Here is a 391-nt window from a genome sequence, read left to right on the forward strand (position 1 = left end):
GGAGCGGGGACATCCGGGCGGCCGGGCGTGGGGTGGAGGTGTGCTGGGCGTCGAGCCATCCGCACCGTTGCCGGCGGGGGTGTCGTCATGGCCAGGGTGAAGCAGGTGAGCGAGCAGGAGGCGCGGGGCGACGTCGAGCGCGTCTACCACGAGCTGCGCAGGACGATGCGGGTGACGGGGGTGGACGTGTCGTTGCGGACGTGGGCGGCCTGGCCGCGCTTCTTCGTGGCGATGTGGGAGGCGATGGGGCCGAACGAGGAGACGCGGGCCTTCGAGGAGTCGGCGTTGGAGCTGTGGCAGCAGACGCTCGACACGACGGTGGCGTGGGATGAGCTGGGGGCCTGGGAGGCGGCGAAGCTGGGGTCGAGCCAGCGCTTCCACGTGCGCGGCG

Annotated in this window: 1 protein-coding gene; it reads left to right on the forward strand. The window is 72.6% G+C overall.

All coding sequences use genetic code 11. The features are described 5' to 3' along the window. Nucleotides 1–87: 87 nt before the first annotated feature. Nucleotides 88–391 (forward strand): hypothetical protein (locus tag FL311_RS43830; protein WP_141333616.1); only part of this gene is annotated, 304 nt, incomplete at its 3' end.

The sequence above is a fragment of the Myxococcus sp. AB025B genome (assembly GCF_006518215.1).
GTDB lineage: Bacteria > Myxococcota > Myxococcia > Myxococcales > Myxococcaceae > Myxococcus > Myxococcus fulvus.